Source organism: Shimia aestuarii, from assembly GCF_022814865.1.
Lineage (GTDB): Bacteria > Pseudomonadota > Alphaproteobacteria > Rhodobacterales > Rhodobacteraceae > Shimia > Shimia aestuarii_A.
The window spans coordinates 360,045-379,456 of sequence record NZ_JAKVRD010000001.1 but is presented as its reverse complement, the minus strand read 5'-3'; the positions used below and the strand labels follow the sequence as shown (position 1 = coordinate 379,456).

The 19,412-nt window shown below is 61.6% G+C and carries 22 protein-coding genes; 13 read left to right on the top strand and 9 right to left on the bottom strand.

The features are described 5' to 3' along the window. The first annotated feature begins 6 nt into the window (after positions 1 to 6). The 4 genes from MK745_RS02000 to MK745_RS01985 all read left to right on the top strand — a co-directional run bounded on the left by MK745_RS02000 (position 7) and on the right by MK745_RS01985 (position 4,680). Positions 7 to 501 carry a RidA family protein gene (locus MK745_RS02000; protein WP_347813635.1) on the top strand — a complete coding sequence of 165 codons (495 nt, stop codon included), beginning with the start codon at positions 7 to 9 and terminating at the stop codon, positions 499 to 501. A gap of 236 nt (positions 502 to 737) precedes the next feature. After that, positions 738 to 2,504 (top strand): PHA/PHB synthase family protein, encoded by a 1,767-nt coding sequence (locus tag MK745_RS01995; protein WP_243611597.1) that lies wholly within the window; start codon positions 738 to 740, stop codon positions 2,502 to 2,504. 3 nt (positions 2,505 to 2,507) lie between these two features. Next, positions 2,508 to 3,284: an enoyl-ACP reductase FabI gene (fabI, locus tag MK745_RS01990; RefSeq protein ID WP_243611596.1), complete on the top strand. Its 777-nt coding sequence runs from the start codon at positions 2,508 to 2,510 to the stop codon at positions 3,282 to 3,284. 10 nt (positions 3,285 to 3,294) lie between these two features. Continuing rightward, positions 3,295 to 4,680 carry a bifunctional enoyl-CoA hydratase/phosphate acetyltransferase gene (locus MK745_RS01985; protein ID WP_243611595.1) on the top strand — a complete coding sequence of 462 codons (1,386 nt, stop codon included), beginning with the start codon at positions 3,295 to 3,297 and terminating at the stop codon, positions 4,678 to 4,680. Between the two features lie 71 nt (positions 4,681 to 4,751). Here MK745_RS01985 and MK745_RS01980 read toward each other — a convergent pair whose 3' ends face one another. Continuing rightward, positions 4,752 to 6,350 (bottom strand): phosphoenolpyruvate carboxykinase, encoded by a 1,599-nt coding sequence (locus MK745_RS01980; RefSeq protein ID WP_243611594.1) that lies wholly within the window; start codon positions 6,348 to 6,350, stop codon positions 4,752 to 4,754. A gap of 365 nt (positions 6,351 to 6,715) precedes the next feature. Between MK745_RS01980 and MK745_RS01975 the strand changes: the two genes are divergently transcribed. From MK745_RS01975 to MK745_RS01945, 7 genes are read left to right on the top strand one after another with little or no spacing between them, the layout of a single operon-like run. Continuing rightward, positions 6,716 to 7,417, top strand: coding sequence for a response regulator transcription factor (locus tag MK745_RS01975; protein ID WP_243611593.1), 702 nt, complete (start codon positions 6,716 to 6,718; stop codon positions 7,415 to 7,417). Between the two features lie 8 nt (positions 7,418 to 7,425). Beyond that, positions 7,426 to 9,150, top strand: coding sequence for a sensor histidine kinase (locus tag MK745_RS01970; protein ID WP_243611592.1), 1,725 nt, complete (start codon positions 7,426 to 7,428; stop codon positions 9,148 to 9,150). A gap of 2 nt (positions 9,151 to 9,152) precedes the next feature. Beyond that, positions 9,153 to 9,593 carry an HPr kinase/phosphorylase gene (locus MK745_RS01965; RefSeq protein WP_243611591.1) on the top strand — a complete coding sequence of 147 codons (441 nt, stop codon included), beginning with the start codon at positions 9,153 to 9,155 and terminating at the stop codon, positions 9,591 to 9,593. 3 nt (positions 9,594 to 9,596) lie between these two features. After that, positions 9,597 to 10,526, top strand: coding sequence for an RNase adapter RapZ (gene rapZ, locus MK745_RS01960; RefSeq protein ID WP_243611590.1), 930 nt, complete (start codon positions 9,597 to 9,599; stop codon positions 10,524 to 10,526). Continuing rightward, entirely contained in the window at positions 10,523 to 10,924 is a 402-nt protein-coding gene (locus tag MK745_RS01955) for a PTS sugar transporter subunit IIA (RefSeq protein WP_243611589.1), read from the top strand. Before rapZ ends, MK745_RS01955 begins: the two co-directional genes overlap by 4 nt. After that, positions 10,921 to 11,199: an HPr family phosphocarrier protein gene (locus MK745_RS01950; protein WP_243611588.1), complete on the top strand. Its 279-nt coding sequence runs from the start codon at positions 10,921 to 10,923 to the stop codon at positions 11,197 to 11,199. Before MK745_RS01955 ends, MK745_RS01950 begins: the two co-directional genes overlap by 4 nt. A gap of 47 nt (positions 11,200 to 11,246) precedes the next feature. Then, a complete protein-coding gene (locus MK745_RS01945) occupies positions 11,247 to 12,128 on the top strand; it encodes a lysophospholipid acyltransferase family protein (protein ID WP_243611587.1) in 882 nt (293 codons plus the stop codon). 95 nt (positions 12,129 to 12,223) lie between these two features. Here MK745_RS01945 and MK745_RS01940 read toward each other — a convergent pair whose 3' ends face one another. Beyond that, on the bottom strand, positions 12,224 to 13,099 hold the full coding sequence (locus MK745_RS01940) for a 3-hydroxybutyryl-CoA dehydrogenase (protein WP_243611586.1): 876 nt from the start codon (positions 13,097 to 13,099) through the stop codon (positions 12,224 to 12,226). Positions 13,100 to 13,256: 157 nt separating this feature from the next. Here MK745_RS01940 and MK745_RS01935 point away from each other — a divergent pair, with 157 nt between their 5' ends. Next, the gene (locus MK745_RS01935; RefSeq protein ID WP_243611585.1) at positions 13,257 to 14,090 is read left to right on the top strand and encodes a DUF6473 family protein; all 834 of its coding nucleotides are present in this window, start codon (positions 13,257 to 13,259) and stop codon (positions 14,088 to 14,090) included. 84 nt (positions 14,091 to 14,174) lie between these two features. Here the strand turns inward: MK745_RS01935 and MK745_RS01930 are convergent, their stop codons facing one another. Both MK745_RS01930 and MK745_RS01925 read right to left on the bottom strand, forming a co-directional pair. Beyond that, the gene (locus MK745_RS01930) at positions 14,175 to 15,104 is read right to left on the bottom strand and encodes an electron transfer flavoprotein subunit alpha/FixB family protein (protein ID WP_243611584.1); all 930 of its coding nucleotides are present in this window, start codon (positions 15,102 to 15,104) and stop codon (positions 14,175 to 14,177) included. Further along, positions 15,104 to 15,862, bottom strand: a complete 759-nt coding sequence (locus MK745_RS01925; protein ID WP_243611583.1) for an electron transfer flavoprotein subunit beta/FixA family protein — start codon at positions 15,860 to 15,862, stop codon at positions 15,104 to 15,106. Before MK745_RS01925 ends, MK745_RS01930 begins: the two co-directional genes overlap by 1 nt. A gap of 284 nt (positions 15,863 to 16,146) precedes the next feature. Here MK745_RS01925 and MK745_RS01920 point away from each other — a divergent pair, with 284 nt between their 5' ends. After that, complete coding sequence (locus tag MK745_RS01920) at positions 16,147 to 16,935, top strand: enoyl-CoA hydratase/isomerase family protein (protein ID WP_243611582.1); 789 nt, start codon at positions 16,147 to 16,149, stop codon at positions 16,933 to 16,935. Positions 16,936 to 16,954: 19 nt separating this feature from the next. Here the strand turns inward: MK745_RS01920 and MK745_RS01915 are convergent, their stop codons facing one another. The 5 genes from MK745_RS01915 to MK745_RS01895 form a co-directional block, all read right to left on the bottom strand. Then, a complete protein-coding gene (locus MK745_RS01915) occupies positions 16,955 to 17,527 on the bottom strand; it encodes a cob(I)yrinic acid a,c-diamide adenosyltransferase (RefSeq protein WP_243611581.1) in 573 nt (190 codons plus the stop codon). Positions 17,528 to 17,529: 2 nt separating this feature from the next. Continuing rightward, positions 17,530 to 17,748: a twin transmembrane helix small protein gene (locus MK745_RS01910; protein ID WP_243611580.1), complete on the bottom strand. Its 219-nt coding sequence runs from the start codon at positions 17,746 to 17,748 to the stop codon at positions 17,530 to 17,532. A 65-nt stretch (positions 17,749 to 17,813) separates the two neighbouring features. Beyond that, the gene (locus MK745_RS01905; RefSeq protein ID WP_243611579.1) at positions 17,814 to 18,647 is read right to left on the bottom strand and encodes an SDR family NAD(P)-dependent oxidoreductase; all 834 of its coding nucleotides are present in this window, start codon (positions 18,645 to 18,647) and stop codon (positions 17,814 to 17,816) included. An 11-nt stretch (positions 18,648 to 18,658) separates the two neighbouring features. After that, the gene (bfr, locus tag MK745_RS01900; RefSeq protein ID WP_243611578.1) at positions 18,659 to 19,144 is read right to left on the bottom strand and encodes a bacterioferritin; all 486 of its coding nucleotides are present in this window, start codon (positions 19,142 to 19,144) and stop codon (positions 18,659 to 18,661) included. After that, positions 19,119 to 19,388 (bottom strand): (2Fe-2S)-binding protein, encoded by a 270-nt coding sequence (locus tag MK745_RS01895; RefSeq protein ID WP_243611577.1) that lies wholly within the window; start codon positions 19,386 to 19,388, stop codon positions 19,119 to 19,121. The genes bfr and MK745_RS01895 overlap by 26 nt, the downstream gene beginning before the upstream one ends. Positions 19,389 to 19,412: the final 24 nt, after the last annotated feature.

The following is a 19,412-nucleotide window of genomic DNA, read 5'->3' as shown; positions in this document are numbered from 1 at the left end:
GAGACTATGCCCCACGTGCGCTCCTGTGAATGGAATTCTCTGGCGTCGCATTTCGCCTTCTCGCGCGCGCAGGGCTCTGGCATGATGGGCAGCGTTGCCCGAGAGGAGAGCCGCATGAAAGCCCTGACCCCTGACAGCATAGCCAAGCCCTTTGCCGCCTATAGCCACGGTATCGCGACCGAGGCGACGCGGCTTGTCGTGACCAGCGGGCAGCTTGCGGTCGATGCGGAGGGCCATGTGCCGGAGGGGGCTGAGGCGCAGGCCGATCTCTGTTTCGCCAATATCGACGCGATCCTTGCCGAAGGAGGGCTTGGGCGCGGCGATATCCTGCGTCTCAATGCCTATGTGACGGATCGCGCGCATATGGCGGGCTACATGGCGGCGCGGGATCGGTTCACGGCGGGGCTTGCCGTCTTGCCCGCCTCGACGCTTGTCATCGTGAGCGGCTTTACCCGGCCTGAATTCGTGGTCGAGATCGAGGCCATTGCTGCTGCGACATAAACGCATGCTGCATATGCATTCATAAAAGAGCCATATAAATCCGGCATCTGCTGCCTTGTTTCTGGGCGTTTTTCGCGCGCGCAGAAAAAATTTACGGACAAGCGCCGCCCGTATGTTGCAGGCTTGAGATAGGTCAATGTCGCCGTCTTTTGGGCGGCGTAGCTGCGAGATGCGGGGTCTGTCAGGAGGGGCAGATCGGGGGAGTCGCGTCGCTGAAACCAGGATTGGAACGACAGATGACAGGCCACCCCCATTTCGACCGCCCCGATAGACCCGAAAAGCCCCGCGCCAAGGATAGTGTCGCCGAGGTTGCAAGCACTGTGGACACCGCCACGCACGCGATGTTCAGCGAGTTGACCGGCGGCCTTTCCCCGGCGGCGCTTGGGCTTGTTTACATGGATTGGGCGCTGCACCTTGCGGCGTCGCCCGGCAAGCAGGCCGAGTTGGCGTATTCCGCCTTTGAGAAACAGACCGAATTTGCGCAATACCTGACCCGTTGTGCCATGGGGGGCAGCACGGGGCGCTGTTCCGCAGAGCAACGCAAGGATCGCAGGTTCCGCCATCCCGATTGGGAGGCGAAACCCTTCTCGGCCTATAAGGAGGCCTTTCTCCTGGCGCAGGAATGGTGGGAAGAGGCGACAAGCAATGTGCGCGGTGTGAGCGAGGCGGATGAAAAGGCCGTAAGATTCGCCGCACGACAAGTGCTCGACGCGCTTTCGCCTGCGAATTTCCCGGTCACCAACCCCGAGATCATCGAGAAGACGGTCGAGAGCAACGGCACGAATATCGTTGCGGGGATGCGCAATTACCTCGACGATCTGCAACACACGATGCTGCATGAACGGTTCGGGGCGGAGTCGGACTATGCCGTTGGCAAGACGCTTGCCGTGACGCCCGGCAAGGTCGTCTATCGCAATCATCTCATCGAATTGATCCAGTATGAACCGGCGACCGCCAAGGTGCGCCCGGAGCCGGTGCTGATCGTGCCGGCGTGGATCATGAAATACTATATCCTCGACCTCAGCGCGCATAACTCGATGGTCAAATACCTGACCGAGCAGGGCTATACCGTATTCATGATCTCATGGCGCAACCCGGATGCCGACGACGCAGAGCTTGGCTTTGACGACTACCGCCTTCAAGGGCCGATGGCGGCGCTTGATGAGATCGAAAAGATCACCGGGGCGCAGAAAATCCATAGCGCGGGCTATTGCCTTGGTGGCACGCTCCTGTCGGTGGCGGCGGCAACGATGGCGCGCGATGGGGATGAGCGGCTGGCGTCGATGACGCTTTTCGCGGCGCAGGTCGATTTCACCGAGGCGGGCGAGTTGATGCTTTTCATCAACGAGAGCCAGGTCGCCTTCCTTGAGGACATGATGTGGAAGAAGGGTTATCTCGACGCGACACAAATGTCGGGCGCGTTTCAGCTTTTGCGCTCGGCCGACCTTGTTTGGTCGCGCATCCAGCATGAATACCTCATGGGAGAGAAGCCGCGCTATAACGACCTGATGTCGTGGAACGCGGATACGACGCGGATGCCCTACCGGATGCATTCGGAATACCTGCGCAAGCTGTTCCTTGAGAACCAGTTTGCCGATGGCAAGTTCATGGTCGGAGACGAACCGGTGTTCCCCGGTGATATTACGGTGCCGATCTTTGCGGTGGGGACCGAAACAGACCATGTTGCGCCGTGGAAATCGGCGTTCAAGATCGAGGCGCTGACGCGCTCGGATGTGACCTTTGTGCTGACCAATGGCGGGCATAACGCGGGTGTGGTGTCTGAACCCGGCCACCCGCGCCGTCACTACATGGTGCACACATCAAACGACAAGGACCGCTATCTCTCGCCGGATCACTGGCAGGAGGTTGCGGATCGGGAGGAGGGCTCGTGGTGGCCTGCATGGACCAAATGGCTGGACGACCGGTCCGGCGATGCGGTCAAGCCGCCGAAAATGGGCAAAGCGCTTTGCGATGCGCCCGGCACCTACATCCTGATGGAGTAAGCCATGACCCCGAAAACCGGACCTCTCGCAGGCAAACGCGGCTTGATCGTCGGCGTTGCCAATCACCATTCCATCGCCGCAGGCTGTGCCGAGGTGCTCTCGGAAGCAGGCGCGACGCTCGCGCTTAGCTATCTGTCGGACAAGGCCAAGGGATTCGTGGAGCCCGTGGCCGAGGCGGTCGGCGCAGAGATGCTCTTGCCGCTTGATGTGACGGACGATGCACAGATGGAGGCAGCGTTCGACAAGATCGCGCGTGAATGGGGCGGCTTGGACTTTCTGCTGCACTCCATCGCGTTTTGTCCCAAGGACGACCTTCATGGGCGGGTGACGGATAGTTCGCGCGAGGGGTTCACCCTTGCGATGGATATCTCGGTGCATTCCTTCGCCCGTATGGCGCGGCTTGCCGAGCCGTTGATGCGCGACGGGGGAAGCCTCCTCACGGTGAGCTATTATGGCGCCGAAAAGGTTGTCGATCATTACAACGTCATGGGACCAGTGAAGGCCGCGCTTGAGAGCCTCACGCGCTACATGGCGGCGGAGTTGGGGCCGGAGGGCATCCGGGTCAACGCCATCTCACCGGGGCCGCTCATGACGCGGGCGGCGTCGGGGATCGACCATTTCGACGACCTCACCCACAATGCCGAAACCCGTGCACCGCTGCGCCGTCTCGTGACGATCCGTGAGGTTGGGCAGGCGGCGCTCTGCCTCTTGTCAGAGCAGTCCTCGGCCATGACGGGCAACGTCATGTATGTCGATGGCGGCTATCACGTGATGTCCTGAGGGGCGGGCCATGCAATATATCGAGAACCGCACCTATGACGAGATCGCGGTGGGCGATAGCGCCGAGATGGTGCGCACCCTGACCGCGGCGGATATCGACCTTTTCGCCATCATGTCGGGCGATGTGAACCCCGCGCATCTTGATGCGGAGTTCGCGCGCGACGAGGTTTTCCACAAGGTCATCGCGCATGGCATGTGGGGCGGGGCGCTTATTTCGGCAGTGCTTGGTACGGAACTGCCGGGGCCGGGGACGATCTACCTCAATCAGTCTCTGAGCTTTCGCCGTCCGGTCGGGCTTGGGGATCGGATCACCGTGCGGGTGACGGTGCGCGAGAAGGGAGAGAAGGGGCATGTGATCCTTGAGTGCCTATGCCTCAATGACGCGGGCAAGGCGGTCATCAAGGGCGAGGCCGAGGTCATCGCGCCGGATCACAAGATCCGCCGCCCGCGGGCGCACCTGCCGGATGTGCACCTGCATCATCATGGCCGCGCCTACGAGACCCTGCTTCAGGCCGCCAAGGCCGCGCCGGTGATCCGGGTGGCCTCGGTGATGCCGGTGACGCCGCGCGCGTTGGAAGGCGCGATGGAAGCGGCACGCATGGGGTTGAGCGAGGCGGTGTTGATCGGGCCAGAGGGCGATATTCGTGATCTGGCGGAAGAGATCGGTGTCGATCTTTCCGGTGTGATGGTCCACGAGGCCGGATCGGCGCAAGCGGCGATTGCCCGCGCGGTTGAGATGGTCGGCGCGGGGCAGGTCGATGCGCTCGACGAGGGCTCTGCGCGGTTGCGGCCCCTAGTACGCGGCGTGCGCCCGGCATTGGCGACGGCGCGGGTCATGAGCCATGCCTTCGCGCTGGACGTGCCGGGCTATGACAAGCCGTTGATCGTCACCGACGGGCTTATCAATACAAAGCCGGATCTCGAGACCAAGGCGGACATCCTTCAGAACGCGATTGAGCTTGCTCATGCGCTTGGTGTGGCGAATCCGAAGGTCGCGCTCTTGTCGGCGCTGGAGGAGGTCACGCCGGATATTGCGGCCACGATTGATGCCGCCGCGCTTTGCAAGATGGCGCAGCGGGGGCAGATCACAGGCGGGACACTCGACGGTCCGATGGGGTTTGATACGGCGATCTCGGCCCGCATCGCGGCGCAGTTTCCGGGCAAGCCGGGCGTAGCGGGGCAGGCGGATGTGCTCATGGCGCCGGGGCTTGAGGCGGGGAATGTCATCGCCAAACAGCTCGTGCATCTTGCCGGGGCCGAGGCCGCGGGGGTGATCCTTGGCGCGCGTGTCCCGATCATCGCCAATGGCCGCGCCGACAGCCTGCGGGCCAAGGTTGGGTCGGTCGCGCTCGCGGCGCTTTTGCGGCGGCATCAGGCGGCGCAGATCGGCGTTTGATGTAGTCGATGCAAAACGAAAAAGCCCCGACCGATTGGCCGGGGCTTTATTTTGTTCACTGTCCCAGGGACTTAGCCGATGGCGGCGGCTTTCACGTCGGCGTCGATATAGGGCAGGTATTGCTCGAAGTTGTCCGAGAACATCTGCACCAGTTTCGCGGCCTGACGGTCATAGGCTTCGCCGTCATCCCAGGTGCGGCGCGGGTCGAGCAGCACTTCGGCCACGCCCGGCACGTCCACCGGCACTTCGAAGCCAAAGTTTGGATCCTTGCGGAATTCCACTTCGCTCAGGCTGCCGTCGAGGGCGGCGGTCAGCAGGGCGCGGGTCGCGCGGATCGGCATACGCGAACCGGTGCCGTAGGCGCCACCGGTCCAACCGGTGTTGACGAGCCAGCAGGTCGCGCCGTGGGTCGCGATCTTTTCGCGCAGCAGGTTGCCATAGACCTCGGGACGACGCGGCATGAAGGGCGCGCCGAAGCAGGTCGAGAAGGTGGGCTCGGGCTCGGTCACGCCGCGCTCGGTTCCGGCGACCTTGGAGGTAAAGCCAGAGAGGAAGTGATACATCGCCTGCGCCGGGGTGAGGCGGGCAATCGGAGGCAGAACGCCGAACGCATCACAGGTCAGCATGATGATATTCTTCGGGTGGCCGCCGACGGCGGTTTCCGAAGCGTTCGAGATGTAATGCAGCGGGTAGGCGCAGCGCATGTTGGCGGTCAGGCTGTCATCCTCGAAATCGAGTTCCTTGGTCTCTTCATCAAAAACCATGTTCTCGATCACGGTGCCGAACTTGCCGGTGGTGGCGTAGATTTCCGGCTCGGCCTCGGGGTTGAGGTTGATGGTCTTGGCGTAGCAGCCGCCCTCGAAGTTGAAGGTGCCGTTGTCGGACCAGCCATGTTCGTCGTCGCCGATCAGAACGCGATCCGGGTCGGCGGACAGGGTGGTTTTGCCGGTGCCCGAGAGGCCGAAGAACACGGCCGCGTCCACAGGGTTGTCCTTGGCGTGGTTGGCCGAGCAGTGCATCGGCATGATGCCTTTTTCGGGCAGCAGGTAGTTCAGCAGGGTGAAGACCGATTTCTTGTTCTCGCCTGCGTATTCTGTGCCACCGATCAGGATCATCTTACGATCAAAGTTGAGCGCGATCACGGTTTCCGAACGGCAGTTGTGACGCTCGGGGTTGGCTTGGAACGAGGGGCAGTTGATGACGGTGAAATCCGCCACGAAATCGTTCAGCGCGTCACGGTCGGGACGGCGCAGCATGTGGCGGATGAAAAGGCCGTGCCATGCCAGTTCGGTCACCATGCGCACGTTGATCGCGTGCTTGGGGTCGGCGCCGCCGACGAGATCCTGCACGTGGTAGTCCTTGTCCTTCATATGCGCGATCATGTCGGCATAGAGGTTGTCGAACCCTTCCGGCGTCATCTCGGCGTTGTTCTCCCACCAGATGGTGTCGGCCACGCTATCGGTTTTGACGACGTGCTTGTCCTTCGGGGAACGGCCGGTGAACTTGCCGGTCGAAACGAGAAAGGCGCCGCCATTGCCGAGGCTGCCTTCGCCGTTTTTCAGGGCCGCTTCGATCAGAGCGGGCTCCATGAGGTTATAAAAGACATTACCCAGCCCTTCGATCCCTTGATCTTCGAGGCGGAATTGCGGGTTCACCCGTCCAAATGTCATGTTCTAACTCCTGTAGCCGACCCCTGAGAGGCGGCGGTTGTCATTCATCAAAGGCACAAACGCCGGCGCATCGCGGCCGGTCCAAGCCCTAGATGGGCGCTCATAACATGACGATTTGATAGTTGAACAGGTCGGTTTAACGCAGTTAGCGCAACCACTTGCACGTTAGCGCCACCACCTGCCGCATTGGTCGATTTTCGCCGACGAAGGTGAGTCATTTTAGCCATTGGTCAAAGAATTCCGGCTGTAATTGATGCGGTGCGGCGCCTGATTCGCACTTTTGGATTGATCTGAATTGCAGGAAAAGCGCATACTGTCTGAAAAAATCAGGCATAAAAATCAGAGCAGAATAAGGATTTCAGCCAATGTCGAAGATCGCTTTGGTCGATGATGACAGGAATATCCTGACATCCGTAGCCATGACCCTCGAGGCGGAAGGGTTCGAGGTCGAAACATATAATGACGGGCAACAGGCGCTTGACGCCTTCAACAAGAAACTGCCGGACATGGCGGTTCTTGACATCAAGATGCCCCGTATGGACGGCATGGACCTGTTGCAGCGCCTGCGCCAGAAGACCAGCATGCCGGTCATCTTCCTGACCTCGAAGGACGATGAGATTGACGAGGTTCTTGGCCTGCGCATGGGGGCCGACGATTACGTCAAGAAACCATTCTCGCAACGCCTTCTCGTGGAACGCATCCGGGCGCTCCTGCGTCGGCAGGATGCGGTCGACGGCAATATCGTGGGCGATACCGAAGACACCAAGACGATGGAACGTGGCGAACTGACGATGGATCCGCTGCGCCACGCTGTGACGTGGAAAGGGCAGGATGTGACGCTGACGGTCACGGAATTCCTCCTGCTTCAGGCGCTCGCGCAGCGCCCCGGTTTCGTCAAGAGCCGGGATCAGCTCATGGATGTGGCCTATGACGATCAGGTCTATGTCGATGACCGCACGATCGACAGCCACATCAAGCGCTTGCGCAAGAAGATGCGCATGGTCGACGCGGAATTTTCTGCGATTGAGACGCTCTATGGCATTGGCTATAGGTACAACGAAGAGTAACCGGTGAGATGGCCTTGGCCGAACGGATAGATCTGCGCGATATGTCCCAGGGACGCGACGGTGACGTTGTTCTTGGTGATGATTGGGTCGCGCCGGAAGACAGTATGGAAACGGAAATGCGCGGCAGGCGGGAACGTCGCCGCCTGCTTCCGCTGTCCAAATCCCCGCTGACTCGCAAGATCATTACCTTCAATCTGATCGCGCTCTGTATTCTTGTGGCCGGGATCCTCTATCTCAATTCCGCCCGCGATAGCCTTGCCGTTCAGCGCGCCGCCGGATTGCTTTCCGAAGCACGCCTGATCGCGGGGGCCTTCGAGGCTCAGATGCCGGAGGGCGCGCCGGTCAACCTCGTCACGGGCGACGGTGTGAACGTTGAGCGCACGCTCGAGAAGCTGCGCATGCGCAAAGGCACCTATCTTTATGTCTATGACACCTCCGAGAACCTGATCAGCACGGCGACCGGGACGGAACTGTCTGACGAGGCCGACAAGCTTGCGGAACGCCCAAAAGGCACGCCATTCACCAGCGCGATCAACTGGATTTGGGGCCATGTCGCGGGCGAGGCCGATACCGTTAACCGCAACGCGTCGAGCGTTGTCGACCAAGCCACTGCCCTCGCTGGAAGTGTCAGCGGGCAAGGCGAAGTTCTCACCACGCTGGATGGCCCGGAAGGGAGCACGCTCTTCGCCGTCGCCGTCCCCTTTGGCCAGAGCACGGGCAATGTCGGCATCGTCGTCCTGACCAGTGCGGCAGGTGAACTTGACGATATGGTTCGCTCCGAGCGCGAGCGCGTGTTGCAGATGTTCCTGATTGCGACGGTGGTTTCGATCGGCCTCTCGATGGTGCTTGCTTCGACCATCTCTAACCCGCTTTCCGATCTGGCCGCCGCTGCCGAGATCGGCCGCGACCGCGACAATGATAGCCGCGCCGTCAATGCCGGGCGGGTGCGTATCCCCGACCTGACCGCGCGCCCCGACGAGATCGGCCGCCTATCCGGGGCGCTGCGCGGCATGGTATCGGCGCTTTATGAACGCATCGATAGCAACGAACAATTCGCCGCCGACGTGGCGCATGAGATCAAGAACCCGCTTGCCTCGCTGCGCTCCGCTGTCGGCTCGCTCCGCATGGTCAAGAAAGAAGAGTATCGCGCCAAGCTCCTTGACGTGATCGATCATGATGTGCGCCGCCTCGATCGCCTTGTGAGCGACATCTCCAATGCTTCACGGCTCGATTCCGAACTGGTCAAAGAAGAGCAGGAAGAATTCAACCTGCTCACCATGATGGGCAACCTGACCCAGTATCTTGGCGAGGATGCGCGCAACAAGGGTATCGACTTTATCACCGACCTTCCGGATCAGGCGATTGTCATTCACGGTCTTGAGGCGCGGCTCGCGCAGGTGTTCGTCAACCTGATCACCAACGCAATCAGCTTCTGTGAAGATGGTGACGCCATTCGCGTCTGGGCGCGTCGGCGGGAGAACCGTGTGCTTGTCGTGGTCGAGGATACCGGGCCCGGTATCCCGGATCAGGCGCTCAACAAGATTTTCAACCGGTTCTATTCGCAACGTCCCGAGGATGACTTCGGCAATAACTCCGGCCTCGGCCTCGCCATCTCCAAGCAGATCGTCGAGGCACATGGCGGGGTGATCTGGGCCGAGAACATCCGCCCGACCGATGCCGACGTAACCTCGGAGCCGCTTGGCGCGCGCTTCGTCGTCGGCCTGCCGATCTGATCTTGGCGCGCACCTCCAAGACCGGCGTATCCGAAACCGTCCATGCGTCTTGCGTCGCCCATGAAGGGCGGGCGGTTCTTATCCGTGGAGCTTCGGGGCGCGGTAAGTCCGCCCTCGCATTGCGCCTCATGGCGCTTGGGGCCACACTGGTCGCGGATGATCGCACCGAACTGACGCGCACCGGCGATGAGGTGATCGCCCGCTGTCCGCCTGCGATCCGCGGCATGATCGAGGCGCGCTTTGTCGGGGTGCTCGCCGCAGAGGCGCTCGAACAGGCGCCGGTGCGGCTTGTGGTTGATCTGGACCACCTCGAACAGGACCGTTTGCCGCCAAAACGCAACACCGACCTGCTCGGCCAAACCCGTCCCTTGCTTTACCGTGTCGATGCGGATCATTTCCCGGCAGCAGTGATTCACCTGCTCGCACATGGCAGAAAGGCTTGATTGATGTCCCCCGCTTCCGGCTCCGCGCTTCAGCGTCTCGTGCTCGTCACCGGCCCCTCTGGTGCCGGGCGTTCCACGGCGATCAAGGCGTTGGAAGATGCCGGGTATGAAACCATCGACAACCTGCCTTTCGGACTTCTCGAGCGGTTGTTCTCGGGGCCGGTGCTTGAGCGACCGATGGCACTTGGCTTGGATGTGCGGAACCGGGACTTCTCGCAAATCGCGCTGATCGAGGCGCTGGACCTGCTCGCGGAAACCGATGGCGTCGCACCGGAACTGCTCTACCTTGATTGCCAGCCTGACGTGCTGCAGCGGCGCTACTCCGAGACTCGCCGTCGCCACCCGCTCGCCCCCGGCGAGAGCCCGCTCGAGGGCATATCGCAAGAAATTGATCTCCTCAAACCGATCCGCGCGCGCGCCGATGTCCTTATCGACACGTCAGAGCTCTCGCCGCATGCACTCCGGGCCGAGATCGACCGCTGGTTCGCGTCCAAGACCGGGCCGCGACTTGGCCTTACGGTTCAGTCCTTTAGCTATAAGCGTGGCCTGCCAACCGGGGTCGATCTGGTGTTCGATTGCCGCTTTCTGCGCAACCCTTATTGGGAACCCTCGCTGCGCACGAAGAACGGGCTCGACGACGGCGTTGCCGCCTATGTGGAGGCGGATGAGCGCTTTGCGGCCTTCTTCTCCAAGCTGACCGATATGGTCGATATGCTTCTCCCGGCCTATCTTGCAGAGGGCCGGTCGCATGTCTCGATCGGCTTTGGCTGTACCGGTGGTCAACATCGGTCCGTATTTACCGCCGAAAGATTGGCAGCGGCCCTTGCGCAACAGGGCTGGCAGGTGTCAATTAGGCACCGCGAATTGGACCGCCGCGCCGCCTTGGCGTCGGAGGACCGATCCGGGGGCAACGCAAAGGATGGGCAAGCGTGATTGGGATCGTGATCGTGGCACATGGCGGGCTGGCGCGGGAGTACCTCGCGGCGGTCGAGCATGTGGTCGGCAACCAGCCGGGCATCCTCGCCATCACGATCGAGAACGAACATGACCGCAGCGCGAAACAGACCGAGATCTGCGCCGCCGCCGATTCCGTCGATATGGGCGATGGCGTGGTCATCGTTACCGATATGTTTGGTGGATCGCCCTCGAACCTAAGCCTTCCGGCCTGCGCGCCGGACAATCGGCGCATGATGTTTGGCGCCAACCTGCCGATGCTCATCAAACTCGCCAAGAGCCGCAACCTCCCCGTGGTCGAGGCCGTGCGCGCGTCGCTTGAGGCAGGGCGCAAATACATCGACAGCCAAAATATAAATATGGACAGAACCCTATGAGTACGACCGTTACGCGTTCGCTTAAGATCGTGAACCAGAAGGGGCTGCACGCCCGTGCCTCGGCGAAATTGGTCGAGGTGGTCGAAGGCTTCGACGCGTCGGCAGAGGTGTCCAAGGATGGTATGAGCGCCTCGGGGGATAGTATCATGGGGCTCTTGATGCTGGCCGCTGCCAAGGGCTCGACCATTGATGTCGAGACATCCGGCCCCGACGCCGAACCTCTGGCCGCCGCCATCGAGGCGCTGGTCGTGGACAAGTTCGGCGAGGGGAACTGAGCCGGTTGAACGGAACGGCCGGACAGGAACGAAACGGGATGAACAAGATGACGCAACCGGTGGGCGGCCGCAAAGTCGATGCCGAGAGCACGGTCGAAACCTATGACCGCGCCGCGCTCACCTATGCCAATAGTTTCGATAGCTTCTGGACCTCGACCGCGATCCGCGCCATCGAATGGCTCACCGGCAAGATCACGGTGTTGCGTATGGTCAAGAAGTTCGAACGCCGCAACGCCGAGTATCGCGGACAGGATTTCTGGCGCGGGGCGCTCGATATCATGGGTATCCCGCTCACCACCCCGGAAGACCAGATCGCCCGCATCCCCAAGGACGGCCCGGTGGTCGTCGTCGCCAATCATCCGCACGGCATGGTCGATGGTATGATCTTTGCCGATCTGATTGGGCGCGTGCGCGAGGATTACCGCATTCTGACCCGCTCGGTCCTGACCGGTCTGGATGAATCGGCCAGCTCTTTCATGATCCCGGTGCCTTTCCCCCACGACCCCGAGGCGCAGCGCAAAATGGTCGAGATGCGCGGCAAGGCCATGGCCCATCTCGCTCAGGGCGGCGTCGTGGCGCTCTTTCCCTCCGGTGTCGTGATGTCGTCAGAGACATGGATGGGCCCGGCGATCGAACAGGAATGGAACCTCTTCACCGCCAAGATGATCCGCCGCTCCGGCGCGCAGGTGGTGCCGATTTTCTTCCCCGGCTCGAACTCGCGCTGGTATCAATGGGCCTGCAAGATCTCTCCGATCTTGCGTCAGGGGCTCTTGCTCCACGAGATCGTGCGCTCCTGCAACAAGCCACAAGCCCCTGTGGTCGGCGCGCCGCTGACCGAGACCCAGATGGCGCGGCTCGAAACCGATCCACGCGGTTTCATCGCTTGGCTGCGGGACCACACGCTTGCTCTCGGCAAGAGCGCCGATTGATCCCTTCTCCTTTGTGAAAATACTCTCAATCGCAGGCCCCATTGGGCCTGCAAGACCTGCGCGCGCCCTTGGGCGCGCTCCGATCCACTGCTCTCTTAGCGCGTCGGCATCGGGACCTCGCCGCGATAGTCGTAAAAACCGCGCCCGCTCTTGCGTCCAAGCCAGCCAGCCTCAACATATTTCGTCAGCAGCGGGCAGGGGCGATATTTCGTATCGGCTAGACCGTCATGCAGCACGTTCATGATCGCGAGACAGGTATCAAGCCCGATGAAATCGGCCAGTTCAAGCGGACCCATCGGATGGTTCGCCCCAAGCTTCATCGCGTTGTCGATCGACGCCACGTTTCCGACCCCTTCATAAAGCGTGTAACACGCCTCGTTGATCATCGGGATCAGGATGCGGTTGACGATGAAGGCCGGGAAATCCTCGGCACTGGCCGCAGTCTTGCCAAGCTTCTCAACAATGGCGAGACAGGCCTGATAAGTGTCCTCATCGGTGGCGATTCCGCGGATCAACTCCACAAGCTTCATCAGCGGCACAGGATTCATGAAGTGGAACCCCATGAAACGCTCCGGTCGGTCAGTGCGGCTTGCTAGGCGCGTGATGGAGATCGAAGAGGTGTTCGAGGTCAGGATTGTGTGCGGTTCAAGATGCGGCAGCAGCGCGTCAAAGATCTGGTGTTTGATCTCCTCGCGCTCGGTTGCCGCCTCGATCACGAGGTCGGTCTTGCCGAGATCGGGCAGGTCGAGCGTGGTTGTGATGCGCGCCATGGCGGTGGCCTTTTCCTCGGCGCTGATCGCCTCGCGCGAGACTTGGCGTTCCATGTTCTTGTCGATTCGCGCCACAGCGGCGTCGAGCGCCTCCTGGCTGATATCGTTGAGCTTCACGTCATAGCCCGCGAGCGCCATAACATGCGCGATCCCGTTGCCCATCTGCCCGGCTCCGACAACACCGATAGTCTTGATTTCCATGCTTCAATCCTTCTGACCTCGCATTGACATTACGCGTGGGCAGGAGGGCGCTGCAAGGCCCGCGATCGGTTAAAATTTATGACAAGCGCGCGCATTAGCGATTTGGCAACCCGTCCCTGCGATTCTCGACCTCGGGTGAAAATTTGTGGTGGGTGTTATGTCCTATGAAAATACCGGGGGCGCGGCCCTCGATTACATGCCGTATCGGCTCGGGGAATCGCGGATAGCCTTTCGCGGTCCCAAACCGGACCTGTCGGGAAATCCGGTGGTCTGCATTGGCGGAACCGAGACCTATGGAAAATACGTGGCCGATCCCTTTCCCGCGCTGGTGGCCAAGGCAACGCGCGGGCCTTGCGTCAATCTCGGGGTGATGAATGCCGGGGTTGATGTCTTTCTTGCAGAGCCGTCGATCCTCGAACTGGCGCGGCGGGCGCGGCTTGCCGTGGTACAGCTGCCGGGCGCACAGAACATGTCGAACCGGTACTACACGGTGCATCCGCGCCGCAATGACCGCTTTACCGGGGCTTCGCAGGTCATGAAGATGGTGTTCCGCGAAATCGACTTTACCGAGTTCCACTTCACGCGCCACATGCTTGGCGCCCTCGCGGCGCGCGCTCCGGAACGCTACGCCGTGCTGCGCACCGAGTTGCAGCAGGCTTGGGTGGCGCGGATGAAAACACTGATCGAAAGGATCGGGGCCGAGAAGGTGCTGCTCCTTTGGTTTGCCGATCATGCCCCGGCAGGCGCCGAGACGCCGTATGGGCTTGGCCGCGATCCGCTTTTTGTCGAACGCGCGATGATCGAGCAGTTGCGCCCGCGTGTTGCGGGGGTTGTTGAGGCGGTGGTGAGCGAGGAGGCGTTGGCGCGCGGCACCGAGGGGATGATCTGCCGAGAGATGGACCTGCCGGTCGCGCAGCGCCTCTTTGGCCCGGCGGCCCATGCGGACGCCGCCGCGGCCGTCGCGGCCTGGATCAAGGCGCACGGGGTTTGAGAGGGGGCGAGGATGTCGCCATCCGGCAACGAAGAAGGCCCGCCTGTTGAGGCGGGCCTTTTGCTATTTTCTGAACCGTTCGGCTTAGCCGAGTTTCTCGGTGAGTTCCGGAACGGCGTCGAAGAGGTCTGCGACGAGGCCGAAGTCGGCGACCTGGAAGATCGGGGCTTCTTCGTCCTTGTTGATGGCGACGATGATCTTGGAATCTTTCATGCCGGCAAGGTGCTGGATCGCACCCGAGATGCCCACGGCGATGTAGAGTTCCGGCGCCACGACCTTACCGGTCTGACCCACCTGAAGATCGTTCGGCGCATAGCCCGAGTCGACCGCGGCGCGCGATGCACCCACAGCCGCGCCAAGCTTGTCGGCGAGCTTTTCGATCAGCGCGAAGTCGTCTTCCGAACCCACGCCACGGCCGCCGGAAACGACGATGCCTGCGGAGGTGAGTTCCGGACGATCGCTCTCGGCGACCTTGTCCTCGACCCATTCGGAAAGGCCCGGGTTGTCAGCAGCAGAGATGCTTTCGACCGAGGCAGACCCGCCTTCACCTGCCGCGTCGAAGGTCGAGGTGCGGAAGGTGATGACCTTCTTGGCGTCGTTCGACTTCACGGTCTGCATGGCGTTACCGGCGTAGATCGGGCGCTCGAAGGTCGCACCGTCAACCACGGCGGTCACATCCGAAAGCACCATCACGTCGAGCAGGGCGGCCACGCGCGGCATGACGTTCTTGGCGTCGGTGGTCGCGGGGGCCACGATGTGCTCGTAATCGCCAGCGAGCGAGACCATCAGGGCCGCGGTCGGTTCGGCAAGGCGATGACCGAGCGAGGCGTCTTCGGCCACGAGAACCTTGGCCACGCCGTCGATCTTGGCGGCGGCGTCGCCTGCGGCGGCTGCCGAGGCACCGGCGCAGAGCACGGTCACGTCACCAAGCGCTTTCGCGGCGGAGACAGCTTTGGCGGTGGCGTCCAGCGCCAGCTCGCCGTTATTGACTTCTGCGAGAAGAAGAACAGCCATTACACAGCCCCCGCTTCTTTGAGTTTGGCAACAAGCTCGTCAACCGAGCCGACGGTGATCCCTGCGGCGCGTTCGGCCGGCTCGGAGGTCTTGACGATCTCGAGGCGCGGCGTGACGTCGACGCCGTAATCGGCGGCGGTCTTTTCGTCGAGCGGCTTTTTCTTCGCCTTCATGATGTTCGGAAGCGACGCATAGCGCGGCTCGTTGAGGCGCAGGTCGGCGGTCACGATGGCGGGCATCTTGACCGAGATGGTCTGCAACCCGCCGTCAACTTCGCGCGTCACCTTGGCGCTGTCGCCGTCGATGTCGAGCTCGGAGGCAAAGGTCGCCTGGCTCCAGCCGAGAAGGGCGGAAAGCATCTGGCCGGTGGCGTTCATGTCGTTGTCGATCGCCTGTTTACCCGCGATCACGAGGCCGGGCTGCTCTTCTTCGACAACCTTGGCGAGGATCTTGGCAACGGCAAGCGGCTCGATGTCCTGATGGACATCATCGGCGGCCACGACGAGGATCGCGCGGTCCGCACCCATCGCCAGCGCCGTGCGCAGCGTTTCCTGCGCTTGCTTCACGCCGATCGAAACGGCGATCACTTCGTCCGCCTTGCCCGCTTCCTTGAGACGGATCGCCTCTTCAACGGCAATCTCGTCGAACGGGTTCATCGACATCTTCACGTTGGCGAGATCAACTCCGCTACCGTCCGCTTTCACGCGAACCTTCACGTTGTAGTCAATCACGCGCTTCACAGGCACAAGTACCTTCATGGGCGTAACTCTCCTTCAATTGTGTGAGCCGCGAAACGACTCGACCAAAACGTCTCTGGCACGTGATATAATCTTGCGCCGCGGTTAAACAGCGTAAAATCGTCATGTTGAGGCTATTCGACGTCGCGTTTCCCGGTTTCACACCAGATTTATTGCGAGAATGTTTCGACATTCCGGCCTTGGGAGATGTCGTGGAATAGATGCCCCAACGTCGTGGAACTCAGGGGGTTTGCTCGGGCGCGTTTCCGGTTTTTCATAGGCGCAACCACGGAGGAGACAGCACCATGACCGAGTTTCACAATGTCGACTATGCCAAGGACGGGCATGTCGCGACGATCCGCATCGACCGCGAGAATGCGATGAACGCGATGGACGGGGCGACGCGCGCAGGCATTCGCGCCGCGCAGGAGGCGGCCGAGGCAGACCCGGAGGTGCGCATTGTCGTCCTGACCGGCACTGGCCGGGCCTTCAGCTCGGGCACCGATCTCAAGGAGCTGACGGAGTTTCGCACCAAGCACGGGATGTTCGATATCTCGGTGCGCGACTACAAGCCGATCATCGACGGCATCACCCAGAGCGACATGATCTATATTGCGGCGATCAACGGGGTCGCGGGCGGCATTGGGCTTTCGGTGGCGCTGAGCTGTGATCTTGCGATCATGGGGGAGACCGCGACCTGTTTCGCACCGTTCTCCAATATCTCGCTGGTGCCGGACGGGGGGCTAAGCTGGCTCCTCTTGCAACACATGGGATCGAAGCGCGCCTTTGAGGCGATCGCCGAGGCGACTCATATCAAAGCGGCGGACTGCCTCGAGATGGGGCTGGTGAACCGCGTTGTGCCCGAGGCCGAGCTTGCGGAGGCCGCGGCAGACTGGGCCGCGTCATTGGCCGAGCGCGCGCCGCTCAGCCTTGCCTATTCCAAGCGTCTCCTGCGCGCCGCCCATACCCAGAGCCACGCGCAAACCGCGCTCATGGAGAGCGAATATCAGAATAAATGCGCCAATTCCGAGGATTCCGGGGCCGCCATCGCCGCGTTCCTGACCAAGACCAAGCCGGTCTTCAAGGGGCGCTGATCCGCGCCCCGGAACCGGTTTAGCGGTTGGCGCCCGGCACCCAAAGCACGTCATCGGCGCCGTTGCCATTGGCGACGCGGGAGGCGACGAAAAACCAATCGCTCAGGCGGTTGAGGTATTTGACCGCGTGGGTGTTGATCTCTTCGATTTCGGCAAGGGTGGTGGCAAGGCGCTCGGCCCGGCGCGCCACGGTGCGGCAAAGGTGGAGATGTGCCGCAAGGGCCGAACCGCCGGGCAGCACGAAGCTGCGCAACGGGGCGAGGTCGGCGTTCATCTCGTCGATCTCGGCCTCAAGGCGGGTCACCTGTTCCTCGACCATGCGCAGCGGTGGGTACTCGGACTCGGCATCTTTGGCCATGTCGGGACGGCACAAGTCTGCGCCAAGGTCGAACAGGTCGTTCTGGATCAGAGCAAGACGCTCGTCCATGACGCCCTCGGCGTGGAGCCGCGCCATGCCGACAGTGGCGTTCAATTCGTCCGAGGTGCCATAGGCGTTGACGCGCGCGTCATGCTTGGCGACCCGATCGCCATTGCCAAGCGCCGTGGTGCCCTTGTCGCCCGAGCGCGTGTAGATCTTGTTCAGAACAACCATGATTAACCTCCCCGGCGGAGCCAGACGAAAAGAAGAATGAGAAGCACGGCCACGAACTGTGCCGCGATGCGATAACGCATGATGCGGTTGGCGTGCTTGCGGTTGAAATCGCCGCCCTTGGCAAAGCCGCCGATGCCGATCATCAGGATGACAAGGACACCGAGGGTAGCGACGGCCACGACCCAGAACAGGGGATCGCTGGCAAGACCGGTTTCATTCATGTCTGAACTCCAAAGCTGCGGACGGACCCGCGTTATAGGGGTGATCCTGCGGATTTAACAGTCGATCAGCCTTTGGCAAGCACCCAATCGAGCATCCGCGTCGGCAGGACGCGGCGCGCGATATTCATCATGTAGGTCGGGGTAGTGACATAGTAGCGCGGCTTCGGGCGCGGCGATTCAAGCGCGTGGACGAGCTTCGCAGTCACCGCCTCGGGTCCAAGTTCGAACCGGTCCGGCGCGTCAGAGGCGGAATAGAGCCGTTTCAACAGGCTGGCGCGGTATTGATCGGCGCGCGCGCTGTTTTCCCAGTCGATCCAACGTTCGAACTGTTTCACCGCGTTCTTGCGAAAATCCGAGGTGATGGGGCCGGGGTCGATCAGGCAGACCTCAATCGGGGCATCTCGCATCTCAAGCCGCAGCGTATCGGTTAGCCCCTCGAGCGCGAACTTGGTCGCGTTATAGGCCCCGCGCCATTTCATCGGCACCATGCCAAGGACCGAGGAACAGTTGACGATCCGCCCGTGGCCTTGGGCGCGCATCACCGGAATGACCTGAATCGTAAGATCGTGCCAGCCGATGAGATTGGCCTGAAGGATCGTGGCAAGAGCGTCGCGCGGCAGGTCTTCGACCGCGCCGGGGATCGCATAGGCACCATTGTTGTAAAGCGCATCCAGCGTGCCGCCAGTCGCAGCCAGAACCTCGGCCAGCCCATCGCGCACGCTCGCGGCGTCTTCATAGTCGATCCGGGGGCTTTCAAAGCCCTCGTTGCGCAGGCGGCCGCAATCCGCCTCTTGGCGGCAGGCCGCGAAAACGCGCCAGCCGCGCGCCCGTAGGCCGCGCGCGGCGTCGAGGCCGATGCCCGAAGAGCATCCGGTGATGAGAATGGATTTCCCGGGCATGGTGTGTCGGATCAGTCCTCTGCGTCGGCGCTGTCAGCGTTGAGCTGACCATAGTTCTGTTCGCCGATGCTATCCATCAGCTCAAGCTGCGTTTCGAGATAGTCCACATGGCCCTCTTCGTCGGTGAGAAGCTCTTGGAAAACCTCCATTGAGACGTAGTCGCCGAGTTCCATACAGTCCTTGCGCGCCTTGCGATAGAATTCCACCGCTTCCAGTTCCCCTGCGAGATCGCATTTGATCACTTCGCGCACGTTCTCGCCGATTCGCAGCGGGTCGAGAGATTGCAGGTTCGGATGGCCTTCGAGAAAGATGATGCGGTCGATGAGTTTGTCGGCGTGGACCATCTCTTCGATGCTTTCCTCGCGCATCTTCGCGGCGAGTTTGCCAAAGCCCCAATCCTTGAGAAGCCGGAAGTGCAGCCAGTACTGGCTCACCGCAGTGAGCTCCATCCGGAGGGCCTTGTTCAGGTGGTCAATAACTTTCTGTTCGCCCTTCATAGCGTGTCTCCCTGGCTGTGTTGGTTTTGCGTAGCCCGCGCAGTTCCGCAGGTACTTCCAAGTTAGGGTTCTCACGCATGGACGCAACAAAAAGCTTCATGCAGCCGCCGCAGTCCGGGGACTTACCGAGGGCGTGGTAGATCTTGCCGGGGGTGATGATCGCGGTCGGATCCGAGGCGCGCATCCAATCGATGGCGGCATGGATGTCGCGGTCCCGAATGCCTTCGCAGCTACAGATGATCATGGTCACGCTCCGTTCGAGTCGGGC

What these genes read in the sequence shown, in the direction of transcription:
- MK745_RS02000 (WP_347813635.1), top strand. Translation starts at nt 7, where the DNA reads ATGCCCCACGTGCGCTCCTGTGAATGGAATTCTCTGGCGTCGCATTTC.
- MK745_RS01995 (WP_243611597.1), top strand. Translation starts at nt 738, where the DNA reads ATGACAGGCCACCCCCATTTCGACCGCCCCGATAGACCCGAAAAGCCC.
- fabI (WP_243611596.1), top strand. Translation starts at nt 2,508, where the DNA reads ATGACCCCGAAAACCGGACCTCTCGCAGGCAAACGCGGCTTGATCGTC.
- MK745_RS01985 (WP_243611595.1), top strand. Translation starts at nt 3,295, where the DNA reads ATGCAATATATCGAGAACCGCACCTATGACGAGATCGCGGTGGGCGAT.
- MK745_RS01980 (WP_243611594.1), bottom strand. Translation starts at nt 6,350, where the DNA reads ATGACATTTGGACGGGTGAACCCGCAATTCCGCCTCGAAGATCAAGGG.
- MK745_RS01975 (WP_243611593.1), top strand. Translation starts at nt 6,716, where the DNA reads ATGTCGAAGATCGCTTTGGTCGATGATGACAGGAATATCCTGACATCC.
- MK745_RS01970 (WP_243611592.1), top strand. Translation starts at nt 7,426, where the DNA reads ATGGCCTTGGCCGAACGGATAGATCTGCGCGATATGTCCCAGGGACGC.
- rapZ (WP_243611590.1), top strand. Translation starts at nt 9,597, where the DNA reads ATGTCCCCCGCTTCCGGCTCCGCGCTTCAGCGTCTCGTGCTCGTCACC.
- MK745_RS01950 (WP_243611588.1), top strand. Translation starts at nt 10,921, where the DNA reads ATGAGTACGACCGTTACGCGTTCGCTTAAGATCGTGAACCAGAAGGGG.
- MK745_RS01945 (WP_243611587.1), top strand. Translation starts at nt 11,247, where the DNA reads ATGACGCAACCGGTGGGCGGCCGCAAAGTCGATGCCGAGAGCACGGTC.
- MK745_RS01940 (WP_243611586.1), bottom strand. Translation starts at nt 13,099, where the DNA reads ATGGAAATCAAGACTATCGGTGTTGTCGGAGCCGGGCAGATGGGCAAC.
- MK745_RS01935 (WP_243611585.1), top strand. Translation starts at nt 13,257, where the DNA reads ATGTCCTATGAAAATACCGGGGGCGCGGCCCTCGATTACATGCCGTAT.
- MK745_RS01930 (WP_243611584.1), bottom strand. Translation starts at nt 15,104, where the DNA reads ATGGCTGTTCTTCTTCTCGCAGAAGTCAATAACGGCGAGCTGGCGCTG.
- MK745_RS01925 (WP_243611583.1), bottom strand. Translation starts at nt 15,862, where the DNA reads ATGAAGGTACTTGTGCCTGTGAAGCGCGTGATTGACTACAACGTGAAG.
- MK745_RS01920 (WP_243611582.1), top strand. Translation starts at nt 16,147, where the DNA reads ATGACCGAGTTTCACAATGTCGACTATGCCAAGGACGGGCATGTCGCG.
- MK745_RS01915 (WP_243611581.1), bottom strand. Translation starts at nt 17,527, where the DNA reads ATGGTTGTTCTGAACAAGATCTACACGCGCTCGGGCGACAAGGGCACC.
- MK745_RS01910 (WP_243611580.1), bottom strand. Translation starts at nt 17,748, where the DNA reads ATGAATGAAACCGGTCTTGCCAGCGATCCCCTGTTCTGGGTCGTGGCC.
- MK745_RS01905 (WP_243611579.1), bottom strand. Translation starts at nt 18,647, where the DNA reads ATGCCCGGGAAATCCATTCTCATCACCGGATGCTCTTCGGGCATCGGC.
- bfr (WP_243611578.1), bottom strand. Translation starts at nt 19,144, where the DNA reads ATGAAGGGCGAACAGAAAGTTATTGACCACCTGAACAAGGCCCTCCGG.
- MK745_RS01895 (WP_243611577.1), bottom strand. Translation starts at nt 19,388, where the DNA reads ATGATCATCTGTAGCTGCGAAGGCATTCGGGACCGCGACATCCATGCC.